The 26,567-nt window shown below is 67.8% G+C and carries 25 protein-coding genes; 14 read left to right on the top strand and 11 right to left on the bottom strand.

Annotated features, from left to right (window positions below):
* Positions 1 to 282: 282 nt before the first annotated feature.
* Entirely contained in the window at positions 283 to 1,608 is a 1,326-nt protein-coding gene (gene fabF / locus PMI14_RS17675; protein WP_007856610.1) for a beta-ketoacyl-ACP synthase II, read from the bottom strand.
* A gap of 112 nt (positions 1,609 to 1,720) precedes the next feature.
* On the opposite strand from fabF, the gene PMI14_RS17670 reads away from it, so the two are divergent.
* Positions 1,721 to 2,329: a TetR/AcrR family transcriptional regulator gene (locus PMI14_RS17670; RefSeq protein ID WP_007856609.1), complete on the top strand. Its 609-nt coding sequence runs from the start codon at positions 1,721 to 1,723 to the stop codon at positions 2,327 to 2,329.
* 87 nt (positions 2,330 to 2,416) lie between these two features.
* Here the strand turns inward: PMI14_RS17670 and PMI14_RS17665 are convergent, their stop codons facing one another.
* The 8 genes from PMI14_RS17665 to PMI14_RS17630 form a co-directional block, all read right to left on the bottom strand.
* A complete protein-coding gene (locus tag PMI14_RS17665) occupies positions 2,417 to 3,445 on the bottom strand; it encodes an ABC transporter ATP-binding protein (RefSeq protein WP_007856608.1) in 1,029 nt (342 codons plus the stop codon).
* Positions 3,442 to 4,422 carry an ABC transporter ATP-binding protein gene (locus tag PMI14_RS17660; RefSeq protein WP_007856607.1) on the bottom strand — a complete coding sequence of 327 codons (981 nt, stop codon included), beginning with the start codon at positions 4,420 to 4,422 and terminating at the stop codon, positions 3,442 to 3,444. The genes PMI14_RS17665 and PMI14_RS17660 overlap by 4 nt, the downstream gene beginning before the upstream one ends.
* 26 nt (positions 4,423 to 4,448) lie before the next feature.
* A complete protein-coding gene (locus PMI14_RS17655; protein ID WP_007856606.1) occupies positions 4,449 to 5,360 on the bottom strand; it encodes an ABC transporter permease in 912 nt (303 codons plus the stop codon).
* Positions 5,361 to 5,468: 108 nt separating this feature from the next.
* The gene (locus tag PMI14_RS17650; RefSeq protein WP_007856605.1) at positions 5,469 to 7,046 is read right to left on the bottom strand and encodes an ABC transporter substrate-binding protein; all 1,578 of its coding nucleotides are present in this window, start codon (positions 7,044 to 7,046) and stop codon (positions 5,469 to 5,471) included.
* Positions 7,047 to 7,116: 70 nt separating this feature from the next.
* The gene (locus tag PMI14_RS17645; RefSeq protein ID WP_007856604.1) at positions 7,117 to 8,334 is read right to left on the bottom strand and encodes a M20 aminoacylase family protein; all 1,218 of its coding nucleotides are present in this window, start codon (positions 8,332 to 8,334) and stop codon (positions 7,117 to 7,119) included.
* 1 nt (position 8,335) lies between these two features.
* The gene (locus PMI14_RS17640; protein WP_007856603.1) at positions 8,336 to 9,316 is read right to left on the bottom strand and encodes an ABC transporter permease; all 981 of its coding nucleotides are present in this window, start codon (positions 9,314 to 9,316) and stop codon (positions 8,336 to 8,338) included.
* A 133-nt stretch (positions 9,317 to 9,449) separates the two neighbouring features.
* A complete protein-coding gene (locus PMI14_RS17635; protein WP_007856602.1) occupies positions 9,450 to 11,030 on the bottom strand; it encodes an ABC transporter substrate-binding protein in 1,581 nt (526 codons plus the stop codon).
* A 515-nt stretch (positions 11,031 to 11,545) separates the two neighbouring features.
* Positions 11,546 to 12,595, bottom strand: coding sequence for a porin (locus tag PMI14_RS17630; protein ID WP_007856601.1), 1,050 nt, complete (start codon positions 12,593 to 12,595; stop codon positions 11,546 to 11,548).
* A gap of 329 nt (positions 12,596 to 12,924) precedes the next feature.
* Between PMI14_RS17630 and coq7 the strand changes: the two genes are divergently transcribed.
* Complete coding sequence (coq7, locus tag PMI14_RS17625) at positions 12,925 to 13,542, top strand: 2-polyprenyl-3-methyl-6-methoxy-1,4-benzoquinone monooxygenase (protein WP_007856600.1); 618 nt, start codon at positions 12,925 to 12,927, stop codon at positions 13,540 to 13,542.
* A gap of 112 nt (positions 13,543 to 13,654) precedes the next feature.
* Here the strand turns inward: coq7 and PMI14_RS17620 are convergent, their stop codons facing one another.
* Complete coding sequence (locus PMI14_RS17620) at positions 13,655 to 14,104, bottom strand: OsmC family protein (protein ID WP_007856599.1); 450 nt, start codon at positions 14,102 to 14,104, stop codon at positions 13,655 to 13,657.
* A gap of 357 nt (positions 14,105 to 14,461) precedes the next feature.
* Here PMI14_RS17620 and ilvA point away from each other — a divergent pair, with 357 nt between their 5' ends.
* Genes ilvA through PMI14_RS17605 form a run of 3 tightly spaced genes read left to right on the top strand, consistent with a single transcriptional unit; the run spans position 14,462 to position 17,434 of the window.
* The gene (gene ilvA / locus PMI14_RS17615; RefSeq protein ID WP_007856598.1) at positions 14,462 to 16,021 is read left to right on the top strand and encodes a threonine ammonia-lyase, biosynthetic; all 1,560 of its coding nucleotides are present in this window, start codon (positions 14,462 to 14,464) and stop codon (positions 16,019 to 16,021) included.
* Between the two features lie 29 nt (positions 16,022 to 16,050).
* The gene (locus tag PMI14_RS17610; RefSeq protein WP_007856597.1) at positions 16,051 to 16,857 is read left to right on the top strand and encodes an adenosylcobinamide-GDP ribazoletransferase; all 807 of its coding nucleotides are present in this window, start codon (positions 16,051 to 16,053) and stop codon (positions 16,855 to 16,857) included.
* Entirely contained in the window at positions 16,850 to 17,434 is a 585-nt protein-coding gene (locus tag PMI14_RS17605) for a histidine phosphatase family protein (RefSeq protein WP_035204340.1), read from the top strand. The genes PMI14_RS17610 and PMI14_RS17605 overlap by 8 nt, the downstream gene beginning before the upstream one ends.
* 103 nt (positions 17,435 to 17,537) lie before the next feature.
* Here the strand turns inward: PMI14_RS17605 and PMI14_RS17600 are convergent, their stop codons facing one another.
* On the bottom strand, positions 17,538 to 17,993 hold the full coding sequence (locus PMI14_RS17600; RefSeq protein WP_007856595.1) for a hypothetical protein: 456 nt from the start codon (positions 17,991 to 17,993) through the stop codon (positions 17,538 to 17,540).
* Positions 17,994 to 18,039: 46 nt separating this feature from the next.
* Here PMI14_RS17600 and gspG point away from each other — a divergent pair, with 46 nt between their 5' ends.
* From gspG to gspD, 9 genes are all read left to right on the top strand, one after another.
* The gene (gene gspG / locus PMI14_RS17595) at positions 18,040 to 18,507 is read left to right on the top strand and encodes a type II secretion system major pseudopilin GspG (RefSeq protein ID WP_007856594.1); all 468 of its coding nucleotides are present in this window, start codon (positions 18,040 to 18,042) and stop codon (positions 18,505 to 18,507) included.
* A 336-nt stretch (positions 18,508 to 18,843) separates the two neighbouring features.
* Positions 18,844 to 19,242, top strand: coding sequence for a type II secretion system protein GspH (locus PMI14_RS17590; RefSeq protein ID WP_007856593.1), 399 nt, complete (start codon positions 18,844 to 18,846; stop codon positions 19,240 to 19,242).
* The gene (gene gspI / locus PMI14_RS17585; protein WP_007856592.1) at positions 19,239 to 19,610 is read left to right on the top strand and encodes a type II secretion system minor pseudopilin GspI; all 372 of its coding nucleotides are present in this window, start codon (positions 19,239 to 19,241) and stop codon (positions 19,608 to 19,610) included. The genes PMI14_RS17590 and gspI overlap by 4 nt, the downstream gene beginning before the upstream one ends.
* 2 nt (positions 19,611 to 19,612) lie before the next feature.
* A complete protein-coding gene (locus PMI14_RS17580) occupies positions 19,613 to 20,344 on the top strand; it encodes a prepilin-type N-terminal cleavage/methylation domain-containing protein (RefSeq protein WP_007856591.1) in 732 nt (243 codons plus the stop codon).
* Positions 20,344 to 21,342, top strand: coding sequence for a type II secretion system minor pseudopilin GspK (gene gspK, locus PMI14_RS17575; RefSeq protein WP_007856590.1), 999 nt, complete (start codon positions 20,344 to 20,346; stop codon positions 21,340 to 21,342). The genes PMI14_RS17580 and gspK overlap by 1 nt, the downstream gene beginning before the upstream one ends.
* Positions 21,343 to 21,392: 50 nt before the next feature.
* Positions 21,393 to 22,649, top strand: coding sequence for a type II secretion system protein GspL (gspL, locus tag PMI14_RS17570; RefSeq protein ID WP_007856589.1), 1,257 nt, complete (start codon positions 21,393 to 21,395; stop codon positions 22,647 to 22,649).
* The gene (gspM, locus tag PMI14_RS17565) at positions 22,646 to 23,326 is read left to right on the top strand and encodes a type II secretion system protein GspM (RefSeq protein ID WP_007856588.1); all 681 of its coding nucleotides are present in this window, start codon (positions 22,646 to 22,648) and stop codon (positions 23,324 to 23,326) included. The genes gspL and gspM overlap by 4 nt, the downstream gene beginning before the upstream one ends.
* Positions 23,327 to 23,343: 17 nt before the next feature.
* The gene (gspN, locus tag PMI14_RS17560; protein WP_035204339.1) at positions 23,344 to 24,162 is read left to right on the top strand and encodes a type II secretion system protein N; all 819 of its coding nucleotides are present in this window, start codon (positions 23,344 to 23,346) and stop codon (positions 24,160 to 24,162) included.
* 4 nt (positions 24,163 to 24,166) lie between these two features.
* Positions 24,167 to 26,567: type II secretion system secretin GspD (gspD, locus tag PMI14_RS17555; RefSeq protein WP_007856586.1), on the top strand; the 2,401-nt coding region annotated here is incomplete at its 3' end.

The raw sequence follows: 26,567 nt of genomic DNA, 5'->3' as shown, positions 1-26,567 counted from the left end.
TTTTTTTAATGATACGGCGACCACCGAGATCTACACTCTTTCCCTACACGACGCTCTTCCGATCTGGCCAGCACCTGCCAGATCCACCTGGCCGCGGACCACCCCGAGGGCTACGACCGCTACAGCCCCATGGTGTCGCGGCTCATGCACCTGCTCATCATCGACGTGCTGGCCACCTGCGTGGCCCTGCGCATCGGCAGCCCGCTGCAGCCCATCCTGCAGCAGATGAAGGAGAACCTGCGCGCCAAACGCTACGCGTAGGGATCTCCTCTTACCCCCTTTTCACGCAGCCGCCGGCGCCCAGCGCTTGAGCACCAGGGTTGCGTTCACGCCGCCAAAACCAAAGCCATTGAGCATGGCGTGCTCCAACGCCATGGGGCGGCTGGCGCCCGCCACCATGTCCAGGCCCTCGGCCAGCTCGTCGGGATGGTCGAGGTTGCGCGTGGCGGGCACGACCTGGTCGCGCAAGGCCAGCGTGGTGAAGATGGCCGCCACGGCACCCGCCGCACCGAGCAGGTGGCCCGTGGCCGCCTTGGTGGAGGCAACGGCCACCGACTTGCCGTTGCCGAACACGCGGCGGATCGCAGCCAGCTCGCCCCGGTCACCCACGTAGGTGGAGGTGGCGTGGGCGTTGAGGTGCTGCACCTCGCTGGCCGCCAGGCCCGCCTGGGCCAGCGCGATCTCCATGGCGCGGCGCGCTCCATCGCCGTCCTCGGGGCCTGAGGTGATGTGGTGGGCATCGGCCGAGGTGCCATAGCCCACGACCTCGGCCAGCGGCGTGGCGCCGCGCGCCAGCGCATGGTCCAGCGATTCGATCACCAGCATGCCTGCGCCCTCGCCCATCACGAAGCCGTCGCGCGCCGCATCGAAGGGGCGCGAGGCCTGCTCGGGGTGCTCGGCAAAGCCGGTGGACAGCGCCTTGGCCGCCGCAAAGCCGCCCAGGCTCACGCGGTCGATGGTGGCCTCGGTGCCGCCGCACACGGCAATGTCGGCCTCGCCGCAGCGGATCATGCGCGCGGCGTCGCCAATGGCCTGCACACTGGCTGCGCAGGCCGTCACGGGCGCTCCCAGCGGGCCCTTGAGCCCGTGGCGTATGGACACATGGCCGGCCGCCAGATTGACCAGGAAGGACGGCACGGTGAACGGTGACAGGCGCTGCGGCCCACGCGTGTCGGTAGTGCGCACGGCCTCGGCAATGGCGCCGAAGCCGCCGATTCCCGAGGCGATCACGGTGGCGGTGCGCTGCTGCTCCTTCTCGCCCGTCGGCGCCCAGCCGGCCTGCGCCAGCGCCTGCTGTGCGGCGCCCAGGGCGAAGGGGATGAAGCGGTCCATCTTGCGCTGGTCCTTGGACGAGGCGACGGTGTCGGGGTCCCAACCGCCTTCGGGGTCCTGCTCCTTCGTCGGCACCGCGCCACCGACCTTGGCCGCCAGCCCCTCCACAACGGCATCGGGGAGGCGCCGCAGGCCCGAGGCGCCTGCCAGCAGGCGGCGCCAGGCCAGCTCCACCCCAACGCCCAGGGGTGATACCAGGCCCATGCCCGTGATCACCACGCGCGGCAGGCGCAGGCCCTGGCCCGGTTCCTGTGTTCCCTTGAGTTCATCCACCATCGCTCTACCCTTTCAGCGCGCGGCGCGGGCCACGCATTTATGATTGCGGGCGTCATCATAAGTGTCTTGGCGCATTTTTGCGTACGCCCATCATCAAAAAGAGGTCTCCCCCATGAAAGTCTCGAAGGCACAGTCCGCGGAGAACCGCCAGGGCATCCTGGATGCTGCCGCGCGCCTGTACCGCGAGCACGGCCTGGCGGGCGTGGGAGTGGCCGATATCACGCGCGATGCGGGGCTGACCCACGGCGGCCTGTACCGGCACTTCGAGAACAAGGATGCGTTGGTGCGCGAGGCCTGCGCGCGTGCCTTCGACTGGTCGATTGCCCCCCTCGACGGCATGGAGGGCCGCATGGGTACTGGCAGCGAAGGCCTTGCGGCGCGCGTCACCAGCTATCTCTCGACCCAGCACCGCGACCACCCGGGCGAAGGCTGCCCCGCGGCGGCCCTGGCGGTGGATGCAGCGCGTGCCGGAAGCGATCTTTCCGAGGTGTTTGCGCAAGGCATCGAACGCAACATCGAGCGCTTTGCCCGCGTGATCGAAGGCCTGGAACCAGGCGAGCAGCCCAGTGCCGAAGGCCGCACGCGTGCCATGCAGATGCTGGCCACCATGGTCGGCGGGCTGGTGCTGGCGCGCGCCACGGCGGCGGGGCGGCCAGCCCTGTCCGACGAGATCCTCGCGACCCTGCGCGAGCACCTGGTTGCAGGCTCCGAGCGCCCCTGAAACGCGGCGGGCGCGCCCGGAACGGATCCGGCATGAAAAAGGGCTCCCGAAGGAGCCCTGTGTCGTACCGGCACCGCGGGCCAGGACCTACTGGATGCGCCCCTCTTCCACCGCATGGCAGGCGATGCGGATACCGCCGATGCTCAGCAGTTGCGGGCGCTCGGTGCGGCAGCGGTCGTTCACATGCGGGCAGCGCGGGTTGAAGGCGCAGCCAGGTGGCGGATTGAGCGGGTTGGGCACTTCGCCCTGCACCGGGGTGCGCGCCTTGCCGGTGTCGTGCATCTTGGGGATGGCATCGAGCAGCATGCGCGTGTACGGGTGGCGTGGGTTGTCGAACAGCGTGTGCTTGTCCGCCAGCTCCACCAGGCGCCCCAGGTACATCACGCCGACCTGGTCGCTCACGTGGCGCACCACGGCCAGGTTGTGCGAGATGAACAGGTAGGTCAGGTGCCGCTCGCGCTGCAGGTCCTTCATGATGTTGAGCACCTGCGCCTGCACCGACACGTCAAGCGCCGAGGTGGGCTCGTCGCAGACCAGGAACTCGGGCTCGGTGGCCAGCGCGCGCGCGATCGAGATGCGCTGGCGCTGCCCGCCCGAGAACTGGTGTGGGTACTTGACCATGTCCAGCGGCGACAGGCCCACCGACTGCAGCAACTCCCCCACGCGCTGCTTGAGCTCGGCCTTGTCGGTGATCAGCCCATGCTCGCGCAGCGGCTCGCCGATGATGTCTTCCACCAGCCAGCGCGGGTTCAGGCTCGCGTACGGGTCCTGGAAGATCATCTGGATGCGCCGGCGCATGGCGCGCGCGTCGTTGCCCTTGAAGGCGGCGTGGGCGTCCTGGTTGTCGAAGGTAAGGCCGCCGCGCGTGGGCTCGTACAGGCCCACCAGCAGGCGCGCCACGGTGCTCTTGCCGCAGCCCGACTCGCCCACCAGGGCCAGGGTCTTGCCCTTTTCGATCTCGAAGCTCACGCCGTCCACCGCATGCAGCAGGGTGCGTGGCTTGCGCTCGATCATGCGGTTGAGCCAGGGGGCAGAGACGTCGAAGGTCTTGGCCAGGTCGTGCGCCTGCACGAGTGGCTTGCCGGCGCTTGCGGTGGTGGAAGGCACGGCGCTCATGCGGACACCTCCGCCGTGGCAGGGGCGTGCAGCCAGCAGGCCGCGCGGGTGGACCCGGCAGGCATCAGGTCGGGCCGCTCGACCATGCAGCGGTCGAAGGTCTTGGGGCAGCGCGGGTTGTAGGCGCAGCCCTTGGGGATGGCGTTGAGGCGGGGCATGGCTCCGTCGATCTGGTTCAGGCGTTCACGGTCCACCGCCATATCGGGGATGGAGGCCATCAGGCCGCTCGTGTAGGGGTGGGAGGGCTTGTTGATGACATCGTGCACGGGGCCGATCTCGGCCACGCGGCCGGCATACAGCACGGCCACGCGGTCGCAGGTCTCGGCGATCACGCCCATGTCGTGCGTGATCAGCATGACGGCGGCGCCGCGCGATTTGCAGATGTTCTTCAGCAGCGTGATGATCTGCGCCTGGATGGACACGTCCAGCGCGGTGGTCGGCTCGTCGGCCACGATGAGCTTGGGCTCGGCCGCCAGGGCCAGGGCGATCACCACGCGCTGGCGCATGCCGCCCGAGAACTGGTGCGGGTAGTGGTCGATGCGCTCGGCGGCGGCGGGGATGCCGGTGTCCTGCAGCAGCGAGATGGCGCGCTGGCGCGCTTCTGCGGCGTTCACGGGAAGGTGCGCAAGAATGGTTTCGGTGAGCTGGCGGCCCACCGTGTACAGCGGGTTCAGCGAGGTCAGCGGGTCCTGGAAGATGGCGCCGATGCGCCGCCCGCGGATGTGCCGCATCTGGTCGCTGGTGAGGTTGTCGATGCGCTGGCCCTCCAGCAGGATCTGGCCCGAGGCCACGCGGCCCGGGGGTTCGAGCAGGCCGATGATGGCCGCGCCGGTGAGCGACTTGCCCGCGCCGGACTCTCCCACCACGCCCAGGATCTCGCCGGGCGCGATGGAAAAGGAGATGTCGTCCAGGGCGCGCAGGGTACCGCGGCGGCTCGGGAATTCGACAACGAGGTTTTTGACTTCTAGAAGACTCATGGGAATATCGCTTTTCTTGTTCTTGTTCAACGCAGACGCGGGTTCAGGGCGTCGCGCAGCCAGTCGCCGAGCAGGTTCACGGACAAAGCGATCAACACCAGCATGGCGCCGGGGAACACCGTGATCCACCACTCGCCGGAGAACAGGTAGTCGTTGCCGATGCGGATCAACGTGCCCAGCGATGGCGAGGTGGGCGGAGCACCCACGCCCAGGAAGGACAGCGTGGCCTCGGTGATGATGGCGGTGGCGACCTGGATGGTGGCCAGCACCATCACCGGGCCCATCACGTTGGGCAGCACGTGCTTGCGCATGATGCGCAGCGAGGAGACCCCCGTGACACGGGCGGCCTGCACGTATTCCTTGTTGCGCTCGACCAGCGTGGAGCCGCGCACGGTGCGGGCGTACTGCACCCAGCCGGTCAGCGAGATCGAGATGATGAGCACCCCGAAGGCCAGTGACTCGTGGGCATTGGGGAACAGCGCCCGGCCGACGCCTGCGATCAGCAGGGCCACCAGGATGGCGGGGAAGGACAGCATCACGTCGCACAGGCGCATGAGCACCGCGTCGATCCAGCCACCGCGAAAGCCTGCCAGCAGGCCGAAGGCCACACCGACCACCACGGACAGCAGCACCGAGGCGAAGCCCACCACGAGGGAGATGCGGGCGCCGTAGATCAGCGCCGAAAGGATGTCGCGGCCCTGGTCATCGGTGCCCAGGGGGTATTTCATGGAACCCTCCGCGATCCAGGCGGGAGGCAGGCGCGCGTCGCCGAGCTCCAGCGTCGCCAGGTCGAAGGGGTTGTGGGGTGCGACCCATCCTGCAAACAGGGAGCAGAACAGACATATCAGGGCGATCACCGCCGCGACGATCGCCATGGGCGATGTGCGGAAGCTGTAGCCAACGTCGCTGTCAAACCAGCGGGCAAGGGTTGTTTTCATTGTGGGAAACCAGTGGGCAGACAGCACGCGCGGCGCGGGTAGCAACCGGCGTGGCTGGTCTGCTGAATGTCCGTCTCTATCTATCGAGGTACTCGGAAAGGAAAGCGCTTACTTGATGCTCATCCACTTGAAGGGCATGAAGTTGTCGGCCAGCTGGACCAGCGTGACCTTCTTGCTCACACCCCAGGCCAGGGCCTGCTGGTGCAGGGGCAGCGTGCCCACGTCGGCGGCATGGATGTCGAAGGCCTCCTTGATCATGGCGTCGCGCTTGGCCTTGTCGGTCTCGGCCTGGATCTTCTTGGTCAGCTCGTCCACCTTGGGGTTGCAGTACGAACCCAGGTTGAACTGGCCGGCGCCCTTGTCGTCCACGCAGGCCACCAGTGCATTGAGGGCGTTGTGCGAGTCGTAGGTGGCAGGCGTCCAGCCCAGCATGTAGAAGCTGGTGTCGCGGCGCAGGATCTTGGGGAAGTAGGTGCCCTTGGTCTCGGCCTGCAGGTTGATCTTGACGTTGATGCGCGAGAGGTTGGCGGCCACGGTCTGGCAGATGCGGCCGTCGTTCACGTAGCGGTCGTTGGGGCAGTTCATCGACACTTCGAAGCCGTTGGGGTAGCCGGCTTCGGTCATCAGCTTCTTGGCGGCTTCGACATCGTAGGGCAGGCGCTTGGCATCGGGCTGGAAGCCGTTGATGCCGGGGCCCACCAGCAGGGCCGACGGGTTGGAGGCGCCGCGCATCACGGTGCGCTTGATGCCGTCGATGTCGATGGCCTGGTAGAAGGCCTGGCGCACGCGCTTGTCCTTGAAGGGGTTCTTGCCCTTGACGTTGGAGTACAGCAGTTCGTCGCGCTTCTGGTCCATGCCCAGGAAGATGGTGCGCAACTCGGGGCCGGTGATGGCACGCGTGTTGGCGCTGGTGTTGACGCGCTCGATGTCCTGCACCGGCACGGGTTCCATCACGTCCACTTCGCCCGACAGCAGGGCCGCCACGCGGGTGGCGTCGTTGCCGATGGGCGTGAAGACAACCTCAGAGGCATTGCTGTCGATCTTGCCCCAGTAGGTACCGTTGCGCGTGAACACCGTGCGCACGTTGGGCTGGCGTTCGCGCAGACGGAAGGGGCCCGTGCCATTGGCCTTGAACGATGCAGCGTTCTCGATGCCCTTGCGGCGGTCCACAGGTCCCATGGCCTGGTTGGTCTCGCACCACTTCTTGCTCATCATGTACACCAGCGAAACCACATCGGGCAGGATGGGGAACGGTGTCTTGGTCTCGATCTCGACCGTGTGGTCGTTGATCTTGCGCACTTCCTTGAAGTCGTTGGTGTAGCTCTTCATGTCCGAACCCTCGACCTGCGTGCGGCCGAAGCTGAAGACCACGTCGTCGGCCGTGAAGGGCGTGCCGTCGTGGAATTGCACGCCCTTGCGCAGCTCGAAACGCCACACCGTGGGGGAAGTCTGCTTCCAGCTCGTGGCCAGGGCCGGGGCCAGGCTCAGGTCCTTGTTGCGGCCGACCAGCGGCTCGTAGACGTTGCCAGTGACGCTCAGCTGCAGGGATTCATTGAGCGAGTGCGGGTCCATGGACAGCGAGTCGCCCTGGTTGGCCACGCGAATGGTCTGCGCATTGGCCACCACGCTGGACGCAGCCAGCGCGGCGAACAAGGCCGTCATGGCCAGTTTTTTTTGAAATGTCATGCAGTTCTCCTGGTGGGTGAAAGGGGGTTGCGGTACAAGGGGAAAAAAGGCGCAGGTACCGGTGGCTCTGTCAGAGCGTGGGCAGGGGCATGGCCTGTTCGATCAGGCTGGCATGCAAGGCAGAGCCCAGCGGCAGAATCTCGTCGTTGAAGTCGTATCGGCTGTTGTGCAGTGCGCTGCCGCTGGCACCCGTGCCCTGCCCTATGCGCAGGTAGGCGCCGGGCTTGTCCTGCAGCATGAAGGAGAAGTCCTCGGCGCCCATGCTGGGCTCCAGGTCGCGCACCACGTGGTCGGCACCGACCAGCGATTCGGCCACGTTGCCGGCAAAGAGCGCTTCGTCCTCGGAGTTGATGGTGGCCGGGTAGATGCGCTCGTAGTGCACGGTGGCCGTGGCACCAAAGCCCAGCGCAATCGCGCTGCACAGCTCCTTGAGGCGCTTTTCGACCATCTCCTGCACCACCGGGTTGAAGGTGCGCACCGTGCCCACCAGCGTGGCCGAACCCGGCAGCACGCTGAAGGCGCCGAGGTCACCGGCCTGCATGGCGCACAGGCTGACCACCGCGCCGTCGAGCGGGCGCACGTTGCGCGAGACGATGGTCTGCGCGGCCGTGATGATGTGCGCCGCCACGAGCATCACGTCCACCGTCTGGTAGGCGTGGGCGCCATGGCCGCCGCGGCCCGTGATCTCGATGGTGATGCGGTCCGCCGCCGCCATCATGGCGCCGGAGTTCAGGCCCACCGTGCCGGGTGCCATCGCCGGCCAGTTGTGCATGGCAAAGATCGACTGCACGGGGAAGCGCTCGAACAGGCCGTCCTCCATCATCACGCGGGCGCCGGCAAAGCCTTCCTCGCCGGGCTGGAACACCAGCACCGCCGTGCCGTCGAAATTGCGCGTTTCGGCCAGGTAGCGGGCCGCGCCCACCAGCATGGCCGTGTGGCCATCGTGGCCGCAGCCGTGCATCAGACCCTGCTTGCAGGATTTCCAGGAAAAGTCGTTGTGCTCGGTGAGCGGCAGCGCATCCATGTCGGCGCGCAGGCCCACCATGGAGCCGCTGGCCGTGCTGCGCCCACGGATCACCGCCACCAGCCCGGTGCGGCCGATGCCGTCATGGACCTCGTCCACGCCGCAGACCTTCAGGGCCTCCTTGACCCGGGCACCGGTGTACACCTCTTCGAAGCCCAGCTCGGGGTGCGCATGCAGGTCGCGGCGCAGGGCCGTAAGTTCTGGATGGAACTGCGCGATGTGCGCGAAGGCCCGGCCGCCCGCCTTGAGTCGGCTCGCCTGCATCTCAATGGCCTCCGGCCTTGCCCACGCGCAGGCGCGGATCGACGGCGAAGTACAGCAGGTCGACCACCAGGTTGATGACCACGAAGATCAGGGCGATCAGGCACAGGTAGGCGGCCATCACAGGGATGTCGGCAAAGGTCACGGCCTGGATGAACAAGAGGCCCATGCCAGGCCACTGGAACACCGTCTCGGTAATGATCGCGAAGGCGATCAGACCGCCGAGCTGCAGGCCGGTGATGGTCATCACGGGCACCAGCGTGTTCTTGAGGGCGTGGCCGAAGTGGATGGCCCGGTTGGACAGGCCCCGCGCACGTGCGAACTTGATGTAGTCGGTGCGCAGCACCTCCAGCATCTCGGCGCGCACCAGCCGCATGATCAGCGTGAGCTGGAAGATGGCCAGCGTCACCGCCGGCAGGACGATGTGGTGCCAGCCCTTGGCCTTGAGCAGGCCGGTGCTCCACCAGCCCAGTTGCACCACCTCGCCGCGCCCGAAGCTCGGGAACCAGCCCAGGTGCACGGCAAACACCAGGATCAGCAGGATGCCGATCAGGAAGGTGGGCAGCGAGACGCCCAGCAGCGACAGCGTCATGAACAGCTGGCTGGTGAAGGTACCGCGCTTGAGGGCCGCATACACACCCATGGGAACGCCGAGCGCCAGGGCCAGCACGGCGGCCACCATGGCCAGCTCCAGCGTGGCGGGAAAGCGTTCTGCGATCAGGCGTGAAACCTTGGCGCCCTGGCGCAGGCTCAGGCCGAATTCGCCCTGGGCAGCATTCACGAGGAAGTGGCCGAACTGTATGAAGAAGGGTTTGTCCAGACCCAGCGCCACGCGCAGTTCGCGGATCTGCTCGGGTGTTGCGTCCTGGCCCAGCAAGAACACCACAGGGTCTCCGACGTACTGGAACAGCATGAAGGAGATAAAGGCCACCGTGACCATGACGATCACGGCCTGGATCAGGCGGCGCAAAATAAAGGCAAGCATCGGAGAGTCGAGTGTGTATTCGATGGGACGCCTTGGCCACTTTTGGTGGCGGGGCGCTCGTGGGAATCGTGTCGGAAAAAACCAAGGAGAGCAAAGGCCCGACAGGCCCTTGCCCTCCATCTGCGAGGATAGATCAGTTCACCTTGACCAGGCGCATGTCCACGCGGTTATCGGCGCGGTGGACGACCTCGATGTTCTTCTTCATGGCCCATGGGATCACCTGGTCATACAGAGGAATGTGCGAGACCGTGTCGTTGGACAGTTGCAGCGCCTCGGTCAGCATGCGCGAGCGCACGGGGGCGTCGGTTTCGGCCTTGATGCGGTCCACCAGGTAGTCCATGCGCTGGTTGCTGTAGCGGCCCACGTTGTAGTTGCCGTCACCGCCCTGGCCCACGCTGCGCACCAGCGATTGCAGGCTGTACAGCGCGTCGAAGGTCGGAACGCCCCAGCCCAGCATGTAGATGCTGGCTTCGTAGCGCTGGATCATCGGGAAGTAGGTCACCAGCGGCAGCGTGCGCAGCTTGGCCTTCACGCCGATGCGCGACCACATGGCGGTCACGGCCTGGCAGATGGCCTCGTCATTGATGTAGCGGTTGTTGGGGCATGCAAAGTCGACTTCGAAGCCATCGGGATAGCCGGCTTCGGCCAGCAGTTTCTTGGCAGCGTCCACGCTGTAGGGGAAGCGCTTGCCCACGGCTTCGGTGTAGCCGGCCACCTGGGGCGCCACGAGCGTGCCGGTGGGCTTGCCCAGGCCGCGCAGGGTCACGCGCTCCAGCGAGGCCGTGTCGATGGCCTGGTACAGCGCCTTGCGTACCTTGACATCCTTGAGCGGGTTCTTGCCCTTGACGTTGGAGCCCGGCAGTTCCTCGCGGAACTGGTCCATGCCCAGGAAGATGGTGCGGTTTTCGAGGCCGTCGATGACCTTCAGATTGCTGTCCTGGCGCAGGCGACCCAGGTCCTGGGGTGCGGGGTCGAGCACCATGTCCACTTCACCCGACAGTAGCGCGGCGATGCGGGTGGCGGCCGACTTGATGGGGGTGTAGACGATTTCCGTCACGTTGCCGTCCATCTTGCCCCACCAGTTGGGATTGCGCTTGAAGACCATCTTCACGTCGGCCTGCCAGGAGTCGAGCGTGTAGGGGCCGGTGCCCATGGCGTTGCGGTGGGCGAAGTTCTCGTCCGTGCCCTTGATGTCCTTGGGCTCCACGGAGCGGTTCTTCTCGGCCCAGGCCTTGCTCATCATGCGCAGCTCGGTCATCTGGCGCAGCAGCACGGGATTGGGTGCCGACAGGATGACGTCGATGGTCTGCGCGTCGACCTTGTTGATCTTGGTGATGCCCTGGACGTAGGGCGTGAAGTTGGAGGTCTTGGCCATGGCCCGCTGCAGCGAGTACACGGCGTCGTCGGCGGTGAAGGCCGAGCCATCATGGAACTTGACGCCCTGGCGCAGCGTGAAACGCACCTGGGTGGGGGTCACTTCCTTCCAGGCCGTGGCCAGGACGGGCTCGACCTCGAAGGTCTTGCTGTTGTAATAAACCAGGCTCTCATACACATTGGCATGGATGCCGTTTTGCAACGCGTTGTTTTGGGAATGAATATCCCACGTGGCGATTTCGCCCTGGCTCGCCCATTTGAATGGTTTGGCATTAACACCCGTGGCCATCAGCATGGCGGCAGCTGCGGCAATCGACAGCAGGCTGAGATTGAGTTTCATGAAACCTCTTCAACAATGTAAAAGTTTTACTATGCAGTAAATAGCGGCCATCGGCCAACGGGAAATCCCTGAATCCCGGCCCGTTGCGAGGGACTATTCCTGCCCTGGTGAGGCCTGTTGACATGCAAGTAAGGTGCCAGCGCAGCGCTGGCCTGTGCTGCCGACGGGTGATGGGCCGGCAGGCCTGACAGGGCCTGGATTCGGCGCTTTGCGCCAGTGACTCGTTTGGCCGGAGGCGTGGCACAGCACACCGGCAGGCCGGTGGCAATGCCCCTCTTGCGGGCATCTCCGCAGCTCTGCACCAGGCCCATACCCAAGGGCTGCACGGCCACTCCGGCAGGCACTCTCCAGGAATACCAGTCAACCCACCAGAAAATACCGACCCTTTGCAACACCCGCCGCCAATGGAGCGCCTGGCCCCAAGAAACAAATCAGCGTTGGAAATAAAAAAAGCCGCCCGAAGGCGGCTTTTTTGTATTCATCCATTGAGACTGGCATATAGCCAGCCATCAATATCAGAAGCTGTGACGGATACCGAAGTCGTAACCGCTGGAGTTGCGGCCAGCAGCAGTCGTGGAACCGTTCAGGGCTTGAGCCGAACCGTTCTTGTTCTTCACAGCAGCTGCGGTAGCGTACACGGCGGTGCGCTTCGACAGGTTGTGCACGTAGCCCAGAGCGAACTTGTTGGCACGTGGGTCAGGACCAGCGACGTCGATTTCGTACGTGGAGTAAGCCACGCGGATTTCGCCAGCGCCCACTGGAACCAGAGCGCCGACCAGCCAGCCGGTGCCTTCAGCGCCGTTCTTGATGTCGTCACGGTTCACGTGCGTCAGCAGCTTGGCGACGCCGAAGTCATATTGCAGACCCAGGTTGAAAGCCTTGATGTCGGCGTTCAGGAACTTGGTTTGCGACACGGCACCAGCCACGTTCAGAGGACCGTTGGCCCAGCCAGCGCGCAGAGCCAGACCATTGCCGTCCTTCTTGTTGGCAACGTTGCTGGCGTTTTCGCCCAGGTAGTACTGCACTTGGCCGTAGAAACCGCCCAGGTTGCCTGGCAGGAAGTAGCCGATGGCGTTCGAAGCGCGGATGGTGGTTGGGCCACCCAGGCTGGAGTTCAGCGTTTGGGTCGTGCCAACGCCGTTCGTGCCGAACGGATCGAACACGGTCAGGTTCCAGAATTGGGGCGTGTAGTCACGGCCCAGACGCAGTTCACCGAAGCCACCGTTCAGGCTCACGGTCGAACGACGGTTGAACACCAGACCGCCGTTGGCGTTGGCGCCGGTGGTTTGGTTGTTGGTGTTGGTCGAACCGCCACGGCCGTCGTCGTTGGTCAGGCCGGCTTCCAGCCAGAACGAAGCAGACAGGCCACCGCCCAGGTCTTCAACGCCGCGGAAACCCAGACGGCTGCTGTTGTAGCCGGAGTTCGTCAGTTGCGAGCGGTTAGCAACGCTGCCGTTGCCGTAGGCGTAGGTTGCGTCAACCACGCCGAACAGCGTCACGGACGATTGAGCCATTGCAGCGCCGGAAGCAGCCAGCACAGCCAGGGCAATCAGGGATTTTTTCATTGCGAGTTACTCCAAGGTTAAACATAGGGCGCCGGTACGGGGGGTCTAGGGGTGCCTTTGCACCTGCTCAGTCCCGCCGGTTCCCCGGGCCAACCTCCTGGTGGGGAAGTTGTTCTTATTGCACCAGACCCCGACCTCTTTCGCAAAGGAATTCACCCACAATCGACCCGAAAGGGAGATTTCGTTGCAGTGTTGCAACATTTCAGTGCACCCCGGCAAAATCCACCAGCGGTGCACCAGCAAAGTGCTTTTCGGGCACTTTTGAGCCTGCATGCATTTGTGTCTACTTGCAACACCTGTTTCCACATCCATCCCCATCCCAGCCCGCCATGGACGCCTTCTTGACTGCCGCCGACAACGCACTGCGCACCCTTTTTGCCACACCGCGCGCCTCGAAAGCCTCACCCGCCACCGGTCATGCGGAGGGCGAAATGACCCCGGCAGAACGCAAATTGGCGGGCTCCCTGATGCGCGTCAACCACGTGGGCGAAGTCTGTGCGCAGGCGCTTTACACCGCCCAGGCGGCTGTCACCCGTGACGACCACCTGCGTGGCCACCTGCTGGAGGCAGCGCGCGAGGAAACCGACCACCTGGCCTGGACCCGGGAACGGCTGGACGCCCTGGGCGCCCGGCCCAGCGTGCTCAACCCGCTGTGGTTTGCCGGCGCCTTCGCACTCGGCCTGGTGGCGGCCAAGGTCAGCGACAGGGTGAGCCTGGGCTTTGTGGCAGAAACCGAGAACCAGGTGGCGGCCCACCTGGCGGGCCATCTGGACCGCCTGCCGGTCGATGACCTGGCCTCTCGCGCCGTGGTGGCGCGCATGAAGGATGACGAGGAGCGCCATGCGGCGCAGGCATTGGCCGAAGGCGCCACGCGCCTGCCGCCGCCGGTCCAGGCACTGATGCGGGCCGCCGCCAAGGTCATGACGACTACGGCGCATTACGTTTAGCCCCCTGAGTCGCCTTCGGCGCCCTCCAGGGAGACGCCCCCAGTGCGACGGGCGGCCCTTGCACGGGGCGCTGGCCTTGGGCGCGCCAGTTTCACGGGTGGCGCCAGGAGTGTCAGGCCTCCACGATCTCGAAGCCGGTGGTGATCTCGGCCGTCTTGCCGAGCATGATGCTGGCCGAGCAGTATTTTTCGTGGCTCATGGTGATCGCGCGCTCCACGGCGGCGGGTGGGATGCCCTTGCCGGTCACGGTGAACTGCATGTGGATCTTGGTGAACACCTTGGGATCGACCTGGGCGCGCTCGGAGGTGAGCTTGACGCTGCAGCCGCGCACGTCGTGGCGCCCGCGCTTGAGGATCAGCACCACGTCGTAGGCCGTGCAACCGCCCGTGCCGGCCAACACGGTCTCCATGGGCCGGGGTGCCAGGTTCTGCCCCCCATTGGCCGGATTGGCGCTGTCGGGCGCGCCGTCCATGGTCAGGACATGGCCGCTGCCGGTTTCCGCCACAAACCCCATTCCCGAGCGGGTTCCGGCGCCGCCGGTCCAGCTGACTGTGCATTCCATGTGTTCTCTCCTCGGTGATTCATCAAAAAACGTGGCTTTTTTCACGAAATGGACGGGCCACTCCAAAAAAGTCGGTGAATTTTGCTGCATCGCAGCATCCATTGCGCTAACATTGCGCCATGCGTTGCCCTTTTATCGAAAAGGGACAGGTTCTGGAAACTTCTCCACCACCTCCAACGCGCCGATTGTCTCCTCCATCTCCTCAAAGGATGGATTCAGCCCCGGGCTTTGCGGCCTGGGGCTTTTTTTTGCCCGGATGGGGCACTCGGCACCGCCTGCACCCAGGCGGCAAGGACGAACACCTATGATGTGTGCCCCGCCTGCACAGGCGGCGCGCGCCACAGCCAGCCCCTTGCCATGACCCACGACCTGACCCCCGCCGATTACCTCAAGAAGATCCTCACCGCCCGCGTGTACGACGTGGCGATCGAGTCGGACCTGGAACCCGCCCGCGACCTGAGCCGCCGCCTGAACAACCGGGTGCTGCTCAAGCGCGAAGACCAGCAGGCCGTGTTCAGCTTCAAGCTGCGGGGCGCCTACAACAAGATGGCGCACCTCACCCCCGGCCAGCTGCAGCGCGGCGTGATCTGCGCCTCGGCCGGCAACCACGCCCAGGGCGTGGCCATGAGCGCCAGCAAGCTCGGCGCCCGCGCCGTGATCGTGATGCCCACCACCACGCCCCAGGTCAAGGTGGATGCCGTGCGCACGCTGGGCGGCGAGGTGGTGCTGCATGGCGAGAGCTATTCCGACGCCTACCAGCACGCCGCCGAACTGCAGGCCAAGGAAGGCCTGACCTTCGTGCACCCCTTCGACGACCCGGACGTGATCGCCGGCCAGGGCACGATCGCCATGGAGATCCTGCGCCAGCTGCAGCGCCTGGGCAGCAACCGGCTCGATGCCGTGTTCGTGGCCATCGGCGGCGGCGGCCTGGTCAGCGGCGTGGCCAACTACATCAAGGCCGTGCGCCCGGAGATCAAGGTCATCGGCGTGCAGATGAACGACTCGGACGCCATGCTGCAGTCCGTGCGCGCGCACCAGCGTGTGACCCTGCCCGACGTGGGCCTGTTCTCCGACGGCACGGCCGTCAAGCTGGTGGGCGAGGAGACCTTCCGCATCGCCAGCGGCCTAGTGGACGAATTCATCACCGTGGACACCGATGCCGTCTGCGCCGCAATCAAGGACGTGTTCGTGGACACGCGCAGCATCGTCGAGCCCTCGGGCGCGCTGGCCGTGGCGGCCATCAAGCAGTACGTGGAAACGCACCAGACCGAGGGCGAGACCTATGCCGCCATCCTGTGCGGCGCCAACATGAACTTCGATCGCCTGCGCTTCGTCGCCGAGCGTGCCGAGGTGGGCGAGGAGCGCGAGGCGCTGCTGGCCGTGACCATCCCCGAAGAGCGTGGCAGCTTTCGGCGCTTTTGCGAGGTGGTGGGTGCGCTGCCGGGGGGCCCGCGCAACGTGACCGAGTTCAACTACCGCATCAGCGACTCGGCCGAGGCCCATGTGTTCGTGGGCCTCACGGCGCAGGGCAAGGGCGAATCGCAAAGGCTCGCGCAGATCTTCACGGAGCACGGCTTCGGCGCGCTGGACCTCACGCACGACGAGCTGGCCAAGGAGCATCTGCGCCACCTGGTGGGCGGGCACTCCGCACTGGCGCAGGACGAGCGCCTGCTGCGCTTCGTATTCCCCGAGCGGCCCGGCGCGCTGCTCAAGTTCCTGAGCCTGATGCAACCGACCTGGAACATCAGCCTGTTCCACTACCGCAACCAGGGCGCGGACTACGGCCGCATCCTGGTGGGCATGCAGGTACCGCCCGAAGACTCGGCCACGTTCGACGCCTTCCTCGCCACGCTGGGCTATCCCTATGTGGAAGAGACGTTGAACCCGGCCTACCGCCTGTTCCTGCGCGCCAAATAGTCCGGCGGGCCCGCACAGCGCCACCCCCCATGCAAGCCCTGCGCCACTACCTGCTGGCCGTGCAGTTCTTCACCCGCATCCCGGTCACCGGCCAGCTTGCCGGCTGGGTGGGGTTCAGCCCCGCCATGCTGCGCGCCAGCGCCGCGCACCTGCCGGGCGTGGGCTGGCTCGCCGCGGCTGTGGCGGCAGGGGTGTATGCGGCCCTGTACCTGGCCCTGGCCCCCAACCCGCTGGGGCCGGCTGTGGCGGCCGTGTTCTGCACCGTGGCCACGGTGCTGCTCACCGGAGGCTTCCATGAGGATGGCCTGGCCGACGTGGCCGACGGCCTGGGCGGCAGCCACGACCGCGAACGGGCGCTGGACATCATGAAGGATTCGCGCGTCGGCGCCTTCGGCGCCATGGCGCTCGTGCTGGCCCTGCTGGCCAAGGTGAGCCTGCTGGCGGCGCTCGGCGCGCACAGCCTGACCACGGCGCTGGCGGCCCTGGTGGGCGGGCATGTGCTGTCGCGCCTGTGGCCGCTGTTCATCGTGCGCCGCCTGCCGCATGTGGGCGACACCGCGCGCTCCAAGAGCAAGCCGCTGGCCGACCAGATCACCGGCACGGCCCTGGTGGTGGCTGCCGCCTGGTGCGTGGCCCCGCTGGGGCTGGCCTGGTTTTGGGGCACCACCGCCACCGCCCTTTCCGCCTGCACGCTGAGCGCGCTGGCGGCGGCCTGGATGGCCCGGTGGTTCGCGCGTCGCTTGCAGGGGTTCACCGGCGACTGCCTGGGCGCCACGCAGCAGATCGGCGAGATCGGCTTCTACCTGGGCGCCGCGCTGGCCCTGGGGCATGGCTGAACACCCCGCCGCACAACTCTGGCTGGTGCGGCATGCGCCGCCGATGGTGGCCAGGGGCACCTGCTACGGCATGCTGGACATGCCCGCCGAAAGCGACCCCACCCGGGCTTGCGCCCAGCGCCTGGGCCAGGCCCTGCCGGGCCCCGCACTGGTCTGGCATTCGCCCCTGCAAAGGTGCGTGCAATTGGCCCAGGCCGTCCAGGCAGCCCGCCCCGACTGGCAGCCCCTGCCTGACGCCCGGCTGCGCGAGATGGATTTCGGCACCTGGGAAGGCCGCGCCTGGAACAGCCTCGCCAAGGCCGAAATCGATGCCTGGACCACCGATTTCGCCCACCACCGCCCGGGTGGCGGCGAACCGCTGGCAGAGATGCTGGAGCGCGTGGCCCAGGCCCTGCAGGACACGCGGGCCGCGGTGCGGGCCGCCGGCCTGCACCACGCGGTGTGGCTCACCCATGCGGGTGTGGCCCGCTGCGTGGATTGGTTGCTGCACCACGCAGACAAGGCCCTGCCACGGGCGGACCAATGGCCGGTGCATGCCCCCGCGTGGGGGGACTGGGATACGGTGGACCTGGGGTGAGGCGCCGCCCCCGGGTGGCAAAATACCAACAGACCCCGCAGTAAGGAGAAGCAAACCGTGCAAGCGCCGGATTCGGCACCAAGGGCCTGCCGTCCCTGAAGGATCAGTTCTTGCGCGGCATGTCCAGCGTGAGCATGGCCGGGCCGCCCACATCGGCCCCCAACTGGGCTTGGCGCGGGCTCAGCGCCTGCAGGACCATGCCGGAATCCACCACAGTCCCCACACGGAAGGGCTTGGCGGGCTTGCCGTCGACCGCGATCAGCGCGGCACCGCCGCCACTGTGGCGCCCGGACAGCACGCCGATCAGGGCAAACCGGCTGGCCAGAGAGGCCATCGGCGCGGCCACGGCGACCACGGCGCCGGCGGGCAAGGCCCCGAGCGCGCGCGCGACTGCCTGGGCGTCGGGCACCGCCGCCACGGACGCCACCGTCGGGACGGTTTGCGCGACCGGCCGGTTCGACAGGCGCAGGCCCCAATAGACCACGCTGGCCCCTGCGGCGGCCCACAGCGCCAGAGTCCCCAGGCGCACGCCCCACTTGCTGTATGAATTGGTCACCATGCGGGCATTATGATTCACCGATACGACCCTAGCGAGACCGCCTGCAGTGAACACCCCCTCTTTCATCCTGTCCTCCTCCCCTGCCCTGCCCCGTGCACGCCGCAGCCTGGCCCGGGGCTTCACCCTGATCGAGCTGATGGTGGTGGTGGTCATCATCGGCGTGCTGGCCGCGCTGATCGTGCCCAACGTGCTCGACCGCGCCGACGATGCCCGCGCCACCGCGGCCAAGACGGACATCACCAACATCATGCAGGCGCTCAAGCTGTACCGTCTGGACAACCAGCGCTACCCCACGCCCGAGCAGGGCCTGCAGGCACTGGTCGCCAAGCCCACGTCCGGCCCCGTCCCCGGCAACTGGAAGCTGTACCTCGAAAAGCTCAACAACGACCCCTGGGGCCGCCCTTACCAGTACCTGAACCCCGGCATCAAGGGCGAGATCGACGTGATGTCCTTCGGTGCCGATGGCCAGTCGGGCGGCGAAGGCAAGGATGCCGATATCGGCAGCTGGCAGTAATGACCCCCACGGTCGCGCACTGGCGTGTCGCTCCCTGCCCCCCGGGGGGGCCGCGTTTCGCCTTCGGGGGGCCCGGCGGCGAAACCTTGGCCCCCACGCTCCCGCACTGCGTGTCGCTCCCTGCCCCCCGAGGGGGCCGGGCCTTGCTTGGGGCGGCCCGGCGCTGCGGCCGCACGCCCTCAGCCCACGCAGTGACCGATTCAGCCATTTCCCTTCGTGACCAAGGGCCGCACCCGAGCGGACCGGTGGCGAAGCCGTGATTTCCGAGAGAGCGCAGTGCGCACCATGCAACCTGTGCCCCCAACATCCATAACCCGTCGCGCACGCGGATTCACCATGCTCGAATTGCTGGTGGTCATCAGCATCATGGCGCTGGCGACGGCGGGTATTGCGCTGGCGATGCGCGACAACGGGCAGACGCAACTCGAGCGCGAGGCGGCGCGGCTGGCGGCGCTGCTCGATGCGGGGCGGGCGCAGTCGCGGGCCAGCGGGGTGCCGGTGCGCTGGCGCGGCGGGCCGCAGGGTTTCAATTTCGAAGGGCTTGCGCCCAACGCCCTGCCGCACCAGTGGCTGGCGACCGGCACGCTGGTGCGTGGCAATGCCGTCCTGCTGCTCGGGCCGGAGCCGGTGATCGGAGCGCAGCAGGTGCTGCTCACGCACCAGGACCATCCCGACCAGGCCCTGCGCGTGGTGACGGACGGGCTGCGGCCCTTCCGTGTGGAGTCGGTGCAATGAGCGCCCCGCTGCCCGGGAGCCAGCGCGGTTTCACGCTGGTGGAGGTACTGGTGGCCCTGAGCATCGTGGCCATCGCGCTGATGGCCGGGCTGCAGTCGACGAATGCCCTTACGCGCAACGCGCTGCGCCAGTCCGACATCGTGCTGGCGCAGCTGTGCGCCGAGAACGAGCTGGTGCGCGTGCGCCTCTCGCGCCAGATGCCCAGCGTCGGTGACAGCACCCAGCCCTGTGAGCAGGCGGGCCGGCGCCTGGACGTGCGCCTGACCGTGCGGCCCACGCCCAATCCGAGCTTTAGGCGTGTGGATGCGCAGGTGCTCGATGGCGAAAACTCCATCCTGCGCATCTCGACCATCGTGGGGCGCTACTGAAAATGGTCTCCAGGCTTCACCCCACCGTGCAACCCGCCGTGCCGCAAGGCCACGGGCGCCGCCGCCTGCCGGCAGTTCAGGGCGGCTTCACACTGATCGAGTTGCTCGTAGCGATTGCGCTGATGTCCATCCTGGCCATCATGAGCTGGCGCGGCATCGATGGCATGGTGCGCGCGCAGGAGCTGACGCGCCAGCGCGCCGACGAAATGCTGGTGATCCAGTCGGCCCTGGCCCAATGGGGGGCCGACCTCGATGCCATCCTGCCACTGGCCAGTACCACCCCGATGGACTGGGACGGGCAGGTGCTGCGCATCACACGCCGCACCTCGGCCGTGCCCGACACGGGCGCTCTGGTGGTGGCCTGGACCCGGCGCGACATGCCGGGTGTGGAAGGCGGGGGCCAGTGGGTGCGCTGGCAGTCCCCGCCCGTGCGCACCCGCAATGAGTGGCAGCAGGCCTGGCAACAGGCTGAGCAGTGGGCACGCACGCCCGACGAACAGGCCCGGCGCTACGAAATCAGCCTGGTGCCCATCAGCAGCTGGCAGCTGTTCTACTTCCGCGGCGGCGCCTGGTCCAACCCGCTGTCGAGTGCCGGCCAGACCACGGGCAGCACCCCGGCCGCAGCCCTCCCCGACGGGGTGCGGCTGCAGGTCACCCTGTCACCGGGCCAGGCGCTGACGGGCGCCATCGTGCGCGACTGGGCCAACCCGACCCTGGGCGGAGGCCGCACCTGATGCGCCGCACAGCCCCTTCCCAACGGCAGCCCGCGCGGGCCCAGCGCGGGGCAGCGCTGCTGGCGGCCATGCTGACCGTCACGCTCGTGGCCACCTTCGCCGCCGCCTCCCTGTGGCAGCAGTGGCGCGCCATCGAGGTCGAGACCGCCGAACGCGACCGCGTGCAGGCCGCCTGGATCCTGGTGGGGGCGCTGGACTGGTCGCGCCTGATCCTGCGCGAGGATGGCCGTGCCGGCGGCGCCGACCACCTAGCCGAACCCTGGGCCGTGCCGCTGCAGGAGGCGCGCCTGTCCAGCTTCCTCGCGGCCGAGCGCGGCGTGGCCCAGGTGGAGGACGCCAGCACCGACACCGCCGACGCCTTTCTCTCCGGGCAGATCACGGACCTGCAATCGCGCCTGAACATCACCAGCCTGGCCGAGGGCGGGCAGGTGCAGGCCGGTGCCCTGAAACAGTTCACCCGGCTGTTCGAGCGGCTGGGGCTGCCCTCACAGGAGCTGACACTGCTGGTGGAGAACCTGCGCAAGGCCCAGGCCCGCACCGGCGCCGATGGCAGCGCCCCCCTCATGCCCCAGACGGTATCGCAGCTGGGCTGGCTGGGGCTGTCGCCGCCGACCATCGCGGCGCTGCTGCCCCATGTCACCATCCTGCCGGTGCGCACCCCGGTCAACCTCAACACCGCGGGCATCGATGTGGTCTGGGCCGCCATCGACGGGTTGGACATGGCCGGCGCACAGAAGCTGGTGCAGGCCCGCGAATCCAAACATTTCCGCTCCATGGCCGAGGTGGTCGAGGTGCTGGGCAGGGCCTCGTTCGACACCAATGACCTGGCCATCGCCTCGGCCTACTTCGAGGTACGCGGCCGGTTGCGCATGGACAACACCACCGTGGACGAGCGCTCCCTGGTGCGCAAGCTGGGCCTGGAAGTGACGACGCTGTGGCGGGAACGCGGCGCCTTCGACCGTGATACTGCCGCCCCGGCGCAACAGACCTTGCGCTGAATGCACTCAGCACAGGAGCCACCGCCTAAAATGATCCGCACTACCCGCCCATGAGCACGCTGATACTCTCCCTGCCGCCCACCCCTCCGGGGCTATCGACCCAGTACGGCTATACGCTGACGGCGGACGGGCATACCGCCCAGCGCCATGCGCTTGCCGAGGCGGCCCTGCTGCCCGAGACCGCGCGCCCCGGCGAGGTGGTGGCCGTGGTGCCGATCCAGGCGCTGTCCTGGCAGAAGGTCCAGCTGCCGCCCGGCCTGCCCCTGGGCGCCAGCCAGCAGACACCGCGCCTGCGCTCGGTGCTCGATGGCCTGCTCGAAGACCGCCTGCTCGACGACCCGGGCCAACTGCACTTTGCGCTGCAACCGGGCGCCCAGGCCGGCGTGCCGGTGTGGGTGGCCGTGTGCGACCGGACCTGGCTGCGCGCCCACCTGCAGGCCCTGGAAGCCGCCGGCCGGCGCGTGTCCCGCGTGGTGCCCGAGTTCGCCCCCGGCCCCACGGCCAGCGGCGCCCCCGAGGTGTCGGCCATCGGCACGGCAGACGACCCCCAGCTGATCCTGTGCGGCCTGGGCGCCGACCAGGGCATTTCGATGCTGCCGCTGACGCCAGCCACGCTGGCGTTGGCCGGCCTGGGCACCGCCGCCGGCGGCGATGCACCGCCCACGCCGCTGCGCGCCGATCCGGCCGTGGCGGAATTGGCCGAGCATGCCCTGGGCCACCCGGTGAGCCTGCACACGGCCAGCGCCCGCGCCCTGGACGCCGCCCGCAGCGACTGGGACCTGGCGCAGTTCGAACTCTCCAGCAACAGCCGCTCGCGTGCCCTGCGCAAGGCCGGCGGCGCCCTGAGCGCCCTGCTGTACGCCCCCCAGTGGCGCGCAGCCCGCTGGGCGCTGGGGGTGCTCGTGCTGGCGCATCTGGCGGGCCTGAACGTCTGGGCCTGGCAGGAGCGGCAGGCCCTGGCCGCCAAGCAGACCAGCCTGCGCAGCACCTTCACCCAGACCTTTCCGCAGGTGCAGGCCGTGATCGCCCCCCTGGAGCAGATGGAGCGCGAGATGGCGTTGCTGCGCCAGGCGTCGGGCAGCTTCTCGCCGCGCGACCTGGAACCCATGATGGCCGCTGCCGGCAGCGCGCTGCCCACTGGCCGCATTCCTTCCGGCCTGGAATTCACCACCGGCGAACTGCGCCTGCGCGGCCTGCCACTCACCCCCCAAGAGGAACCCGTGCTCACCACCCGACTGCGGGCCGCCGGCTACACCGGCCGCCTGGACGATGGCAGCCTGGTGCTGCGTGCGGAGACTGCCCCATGAGTCAGCTCGCTCCCTTGAAAGCCCAATGGCAGGCCATGGCCCCGCGCGAACAGAACTTCGTGCTGGGCGCTGCCGCACTGGTGGGCCTGGCCCTGGTGTGGTGGGTGGGCATTTCCCCCGCCCTGCAGACCTTGCGCACGGCCCCCAAGCGCCATGCCGAACTGGACACGCAGCTGCAGCGCATGCGCAGCCTGCAGGCCGAAGCCCAGCAGTTGCAGGCTGTTCCGCAGAGCAGCACGGGCGACGCCACCGGCGCCCTGCGCAGCGGCCTGACGCAGCGCATGGGCACGGCCGCCCAGCTCAACGTGGCGGGCGACCGGGCCACCGTGACACTCAAGGCCGCCCCTGCCGACGCGCTTGCGCAGTGGCTGGCGCTGGCGCGCAGCAACGCCCGGGCCGTGCCCATCGAGGCACGCCTGACCCGCGCCGCGCCCGCTGCCACCCCATCGGCGACGGGCAACAACAGCGCCCGCCCCGGCCCGCAGGCCACAGCCGCGCCACCGGCCATGCTGCCCCCCACCCCGGGCGCCGCCCCCGCAGGCCCGCTGGTGCCCCCCATCCCCGGTGCCATGCAGGCCCTGGTGGCCAGCCCCGCACAGGATGCCCCCCCTGCAGGCACGGCGCCCGCCACCCCGCGCTGGGATGGCACGCTGGTGCTGGCCCTGCCAGCACGGTGAACCCCACGAAACGCCCCGTGTCGCCTACCCGCAACCCACGCCTCTCCCCACGCGCCACCGGCGCCGTACCGCGCTCGCCCTGGGGCTGGGCCGTGGGCGGCGCATTGGCCGGCCTGCTGCCGGCGCTGGTGGTCTTTGCCCCCGCGCAATGGCTGGCCCAGGGCCTGGCCCGGGCCACGGGCGGGCAGTTGCTGCTGTCGGAAGCGCGTGGCACCGTCTGGAACGGCTCGGCCCAGCTGGTGCTGACCGGCGGCACCGCCAGCCAGGACCGCACGGCCCTGCCCGGGCGCCTGCAATGGACGCTGCGCCCCACTCTCAGCGGCGTGCACGCCCAGGTGCAGGCGCCCTGCTGCACCGTGCAGCCGCTGCAGGCCCGGCTGGCCCTGGGCCTCTCCCAGTTGCGCGTGACGGTGGGCGACGGCCAGAGCCGCTGGCCCGCCGCGCTGCTCTCGGGCCTGGGCACGCCGTGGAACACGCTGCAGCCGCAAGGCCAGCTGGTGCTGCAGACGCAGGGGCTGCAGGCCGCCTGGCAGGCCGGCCGCATGGTGCTGGACGGCAAGATGCAGCTCGATGCGCTGGACATGTCCTCGCGCCTGTCCACCCTGCGCCCCATGGGCAGCTACCGCCTGGCCATGCAGGGCGGCGAAGTGCCCATCCTGACCCTGAGTACCCTGGGCGGCCACCTGCAATTGAGCGGCACCGGCCAATGGGTAGGCCAGCGTCTGCGTTTTGCGGGCGAGGCCAGTGCGGCGCCCGACCGCGAAGCGGCGCTCACCAATCTTCTGAACATCATCGGACGGCGCAACGGCGCGCGCTCCCTCATCAACGTGGGTTGACCCTATGACGACTTCCGCATCCTCCCCCTCGCCGCATCTGCAATTCGCCGTCAGCTCCATCACCCTGGCCGCCATGCTGCTCACCAGCAGCCCGCTGGCCCTGGCGCAGACGGCGGTCGGCACAGGCACCAGCAGCGTGCGCGGCAACGAGCCCGTCACGCTGAACTTCGCCAACGCCGAGATCGAGGCCGTGGCCCGCACCATGGCCACCATCACCGGACGCAACGTGGTGGTCGACCCGCGCGTGAAGGGCCAGCTCACGCTGATCACCGAACGCGCCGTACTGCCCTCGGCCGCGTTCCAGCAGTTCCTTGCTGCCTTGCGGCTGCAGGGCTTCACGGTGGTCGAATCGGCCGGCCTGTACAAGGTGGTGCCTGAGGCCGACGCCAAGCTGCAGGGCGGCAGCGTGAGCGTTAGCGAGTCGGGCTCGGCGCGTGGCACACCCGGCGGCGGGCAGATCGTGACGCAGATCTTCAAACTCAACTATGAGAACGCCGGCAATCTGGTGCCGGTGCTGCGCCCGCTGATCAGCCCCAACAACACCATCAACGTGAACCCCGGCAACAATTCGCTGGTGATCACCGACTATGCCGACAACCTGCAGCGCCTGGGCCGCATCATCGCGGCGATGGATGTCTCCAACGCCAGCGACGTGGAGATCATCCCGCTGCGCAATGCCCTCGCGGCCGACCTCGCGCCCCTGGTGGCGCGCCTCATCGATGGCGGCAGCGGCGCCGCACCGGCCGCGGCCCAGGGCCAGGCCGACACCTCCTTCAAGACCACGCTGCTGGCCGAGCCGCGCAGCAACTCGCTGATCCTGCGTGCCGCCAACCCGGCACGCGTGGCCATGGTGCGCGCCCTGGTGGACAAGCTCGACCAGCCGCCCGTGCCCGGCAGCAGCGCCTCGATGGGAAACATCCATGTGGTCTATCTCAAGAACGCCGATGCCACCAAGCTCGCCACCACCCTGCGCGCAGCCATGGCCAGCATGGGCAGCAACGCCACGGGCGGCGCCAGCGCCAGCACGCCAGCGATTTCCGGCGGCACCTCGTCGCCCTCGCTGTCGGGTGGCAGCAACAGCGGTGGCCTGAGCGGTGGTTCCAGCAACAACAGCAGCAACAGCCTCGGCGGGCTGGGCAGCAATTCCGGCGGCATGGGCAGCGGCTCGGGCATGGGCAGCAGCAACAGCAACCAGCCCTCGACCGGCGGGCTGATCCAGGCCGACCCGACCACCAACTCGCTGATCATCACCGCGCCCGAACCGCTGTTCCGCCAACTGCGCGCCGTGATCGACAAGCTCGACGGCCGCCGCGCCCAGGTGCTGGTGGAAAGCCTGATCGTGGAGGTCTCGGCCAGCAAGCTGGCGGAGTTCGGCATCCAGTGGCAAGGTGCGCTGGGCAAGCAGGGGGATGGCACCGTCGGTGTCATCGGCACCAACTCCACCCAGGGTGGTGGCATCAACATCCTGAACGCTGCCGCCAACGTGGCTGCCGGCAACTACACCGGCCTGCTCCCCTCAGGCAACGGAGGGGGGCTGAGCAACGGGCTGAACCTTGCGCTGGCGCCGCGCATCAACGGCCAGTACTACCTGGGCGCCTTGGCCAACTTCCTGCAGAACAGCGGTGACGCCAACGTGCTGTCCACCCCCAACCTGATGACGCTTGACAACGAGGAAGCGCGCATCGTGATCGGCAACAACGTGCCCTTCCCGACCGGCTCGTACGCCAACACGGGCGGCAGCAACACGGTGAACCCCTTCACCACGGTGGAGCGCAAGGACGTGGGCCTGATGCTCAAGGTACGCCCGCAGATCAGCGAGAACGGCACCGTGAAGATGGCGATCTACCAGGAAGTCTCGAAGATCGACGCCAACACACTGAGTTCCGTCAATGGCCCCACCACCAGCAAGCGCTCCATCGAGTCCAACGTGGTGGTGGACGACGGCAGCATCATCGTGCTGGGCGGCCTGCTCGAAGACAGCTACTCGCAGGGCGAGGACAAGGTGCCGGTGATGGGCGACCTGCCTGTGGTGGGCGGCCTGTTCCGCAGCGAGAAGCGCCAGCGCAACAAGACCAACCTGATGGTCTTCCTGCGCCCCGTAGTGGTGCGTGACGCCGCCACCAGCGAAGCCCTGATGGTGGACCGCTACGACGCTATCCGTGGCCTGCAACAAGTGACGCAACCCGCCTCGAGCCTGCCGCTGCGCTCGATATCGGGCGCCCCCGTGTTGCCGGAACTGCCCCAGCGCAGCGCGCCGCCCGCGCGCGCGCAACCCGCTCCCATGCAGGACCTGGTGACGCCTGTCCAACCAGCGCCGCGGTTGTCGCCAGCGGGCGTGCCCATCAGCGAAGCGCCCACGCGCGCTGGAGCGGCCCCCGTTGTGGCGGCTGCTGCCGCCGCCGCAT

This window comes from Acidovorax sp. CF316 (assembly GCF_000276605.1).
Classification (GTDB): Bacteria; Pseudomonadota; Gammaproteobacteria; order Burkholderiales; family Burkholderiaceae_C; genus Acidovorax.
The sequence above is the reverse complement of the archived record's forward strand: the minus strand, read 5'-3'. Positions and strand labels throughout refer to the sequence as shown.

Excerpts from the sequence above, each read along its gene's own strand:
- fabF (WP_007856610.1), bottom strand. The coding sequence starts at position 1,608 with ATGGTGGATGAACTCAAGGGAACACAGGAACCGGGCCAGGGCCTGCGC.
- PMI14_RS17670 (WP_007856609.1), top strand. The coding sequence starts at position 1,721 with ATGAAAGTCTCGAAGGCACAGTCCGCGGAGAACCGCCAGGGCATCCTG.
- PMI14_RS17665 (WP_007856608.1), bottom strand. The coding sequence starts at position 3,445 with ATGAGCGCCGTGCCTTCCACCACCGCAAGCGCCGGCAAGCCACTCGTG.
- PMI14_RS17660 (WP_007856607.1), bottom strand. The coding sequence starts at position 4,422 with ATGAGTCTTCTAGAAGTCAAAAACCTCGTTGTCGAATTCCCGAGCCGC.
- PMI14_RS17655 (WP_007856606.1), bottom strand. The coding sequence starts at position 5,360 with ATGAAAACAACCCTTGCCCGCTGGTTTGACAGCGACGTTGGCTACAGC.
- PMI14_RS17650 (WP_007856605.1), bottom strand. The coding sequence starts at position 7,046 with ATGACATTTCAAAAAAAACTGGCCATGACGGCCTTGTTCGCCGCGCTG.
- PMI14_RS17645 (WP_007856604.1), bottom strand. The coding sequence starts at position 8,334 with ATGCAGGCGAGCCGACTCAAGGCGGGCGGCCGGGCCTTCGCGCACATC.
- PMI14_RS17640 (WP_007856603.1), bottom strand. The coding sequence starts at position 9,316 with ATGCTTGCCTTTATTTTGCGCCGCCTGATCCAGGCCGTGATCGTCATG.
- PMI14_RS17635 (WP_007856602.1), bottom strand. The coding sequence starts at position 11,030 with ATGAAACTCAATCTCAGCCTGCTGTCGATTGCCGCAGCTGCCGCCATG.
- PMI14_RS17630 (WP_007856601.1), bottom strand. The coding sequence starts at position 12,595 with ATGAAAAAATCCCTGATTGCCCTGGCTGTGCTGGCTGCTTCCGGCGCT.
- coq7 (WP_007856600.1), top strand. The coding sequence starts at position 12,925 with ATGGACGCCTTCTTGACTGCCGCCGACAACGCACTGCGCACCCTTTTT.
- PMI14_RS17620 (WP_007856599.1), bottom strand. The coding sequence starts at position 14,104 with ATGGAATGCACAGTCAGCTGGACCGGCGGCGCCGGAACCCGCTCGGGA.
- ilvA (WP_007856598.1), top strand. The coding sequence starts at position 14,462 with ATGACCCACGACCTGACCCCCGCCGATTACCTCAAGAAGATCCTCACC.
- PMI14_RS17610 (WP_007856597.1), top strand. The coding sequence starts at position 16,051 with ATGCAAGCCCTGCGCCACTACCTGCTGGCCGTGCAGTTCTTCACCCGC.
- PMI14_RS17605 (WP_035204340.1), top strand. The coding sequence starts at position 16,850 with ATGGCTGAACACCCCGCCGCACAACTCTGGCTGGTGCGGCATGCGCCG.
- PMI14_RS17600 (WP_007856595.1), bottom strand. The coding sequence starts at position 17,993 with ATGGTGACCAATTCATACAGCAAGTGGGGCGTGCGCCTGGGGACTCTG.
- PMI14_RS17590 (WP_007856593.1), top strand. The coding sequence starts at position 18,844 with ATGCTCGAATTGCTGGTGGTCATCAGCATCATGGCGCTGGCGACGGCG.
- gspI (WP_007856592.1), top strand. The coding sequence starts at position 19,239 with ATGAGCGCCCCGCTGCCCGGGAGCCAGCGCGGTTTCACGCTGGTGGAG.
- PMI14_RS17580 (WP_007856591.1), top strand. The coding sequence starts at position 19,613 with ATGGTCTCCAGGCTTCACCCCACCGTGCAACCCGCCGTGCCGCAAGGC.
- gspK (WP_007856590.1), top strand. The coding sequence starts at position 20,344 with ATGCGCCGCACAGCCCCTTCCCAACGGCAGCCCGCGCGGGCCCAGCGC.
- gspL (WP_007856589.1), top strand. The coding sequence starts at position 21,393 with ATGAGCACGCTGATACTCTCCCTGCCGCCCACCCCTCCGGGGCTATCG.
- gspM (WP_007856588.1), top strand. The coding sequence starts at position 22,646 with ATGAGTCAGCTCGCTCCCTTGAAAGCCCAATGGCAGGCCATGGCCCCG.